The sequence below is a fragment of the Erythrobacter sp. CCH5-A1 genome (assembly GCF_001557115.1).
In the GTDB taxonomy this organism is placed as follows: Bacteria; Pseudomonadota; Alphaproteobacteria; order Sphingomonadales; family Sphingomonadaceae; genus Erythrobacter.
The window spans coordinates 1-1,432 of the sequence record NZ_LSKQ01000293.1 but is presented as its reverse complement, the minus strand read 5'-3'; the positions used below and the strand labels follow the sequence as shown (position 1 = coordinate 1,432).

The window sequence follows — 1,432 nt, the reverse complement described above, 5'->3', positions numbered from 1 at the left end:
CCGTAAGCGTCCGGTGAGGACCGTCGCATACGATGGCCGCTTTCGGGACGAGGGCCGAGAGGTCGGAATGGCCGAAAGTGGGTGGAAAGCTGACATTCACGACAACGCTCGTTCTGTCCATCGTCGTGGCGACTGGAACGCAAGTCGGAGTCAACTTATGGAGCGAGAACGCCCCATGCGGGCCAATGAGAGAACGCAGTAAATGGCCTGGCTTCTTGAGCGTGAGAACACGACGGTAGCGACCGTCAAGTTCGACATGGAGCCATCATGCTCCGAAATAATGATACCTTACGAACTTCTGGAACAGCGCGGTCTTGCTCATGTTTCGGCTCGTCCCACCCGCGCGGCCATCGATATCGACGATCAGTTTTGGCCGAAACGCGCACGACTGAAAACGCCACGAAAATCGCTTCCCGATTGGGTTGGGTTCTGCTCCTTCTGGGGGGTTAGCCAGCCATTCCGTGATTGCATTGATGGCCTGGAGCCCGGGCTTCACGAATTCAGGGCGGTAGAGGTGCTTCGCTCCGACGGGGCACCCTTTGAGGTTTCATATTATGCCATCAACGTTCGCCGGGCAATATCCGATGCCGTCGATTGGCAGAAAACCGATGTCCCGTCGAAAGAATACAAACATGGGCGCAAGATGCTGGGACTAAAGACTCTGGCAGAGACGCGCAATATTGTCATGAAAAGATCAGCAATAGGGGGCTCCCATTTGTGGGTTCCAGACGAGTTAATCACGTCGGCTATCGCTGTATCTAATGAACTCTACACATTGCTGGGACAGAGGAAACTTCTAACTGGCGTTGCCTGTTTTCGTGTTATCGAAGAATGATGAGGCCAGAGGCATGGGCAATAATCATCAGGGATTTATGCTGGTTTTCGGGAACGGCCGCAATGGGGTCGTTAGGGGCTGGTCCGCTTCTGGGTCGCCTCGCACTTGGCAGCTAGGTCACGAGCTGGGGTGGAAAGCAAATTATCCAGCGCTCGCAGCTCGGTCGCATCGGGTTTGGCCGACGTTCAGCGATTAGACGATCTCGGTCGCACCACGAACAGGATCCAAAGTCCAAGCGCGCCCCCGAATGTTGCAGCGATCTTGATGGCGTCCAGAAAAAATCCCGAGGGCCAGTATCCCAAGGGCGATTGCAGACCGGCCCCGAGTATGAAAAGCCCCAGGAACAGGGCGCAGGTTATGGCGCAGACGATTGTAGCCGTTGCTGCATCGGTTCGGGCCTTTTTGATCGCGATGAGCGGCCCAAAGAAGAGCCCAAACATGATGAGCGCGCCGGGCCAGTATTCGATGAGCTCGCTCACTGGTCACATTCCCCGAACTTCACATGCTCATGCCCAGAATGCCGATCAGGATGAATGTCCGCAATGGGGTCGAAGCACGAACCCGCTTCGCGGGAGTGTCGCTGGCGGCGAGGGTGAT

2 protein-coding genes are annotated in these 1,432 nt (G+C 56.1%); one reads left to right on the top strand and one right to left on the bottom strand.

The window, feature by feature from the left end:
• Positions 1 to 202 precede the first annotated feature (202 nt).
• Positions 203 to 835 (top strand): imm11 family protein, encoded by a 633-nt coding sequence (locus tag AX708_RS20635; RefSeq protein ID WP_067399893.1) that lies wholly within the window; start codon positions 203 to 205, stop codon positions 833 to 835.
• Positions 836 to 1,020: 185 nt separating this feature from the next.
• Here AX708_RS20635 and AX708_RS17890 read toward each other — a convergent pair whose 3' ends face one another.
• Entirely contained in the window at positions 1,021 to 1,314 is a 294-nt protein-coding gene (locus tag AX708_RS17890; RefSeq protein WP_067403134.1) for a hypothetical protein, read from the bottom strand.
• Positions 1,315 to 1,432: the final 118 nt, after the last annotated feature.

Bases quoted from the DNA above. Each gene is read 5' to 3' on its own strand.
- AX708_RS20635 (WP_067399893.1), top strand. From the start codon at position 203: ATGGCCTGGCTTCTTGAGCGTGAGAACACGACGGTAGCGACCGTCAAG.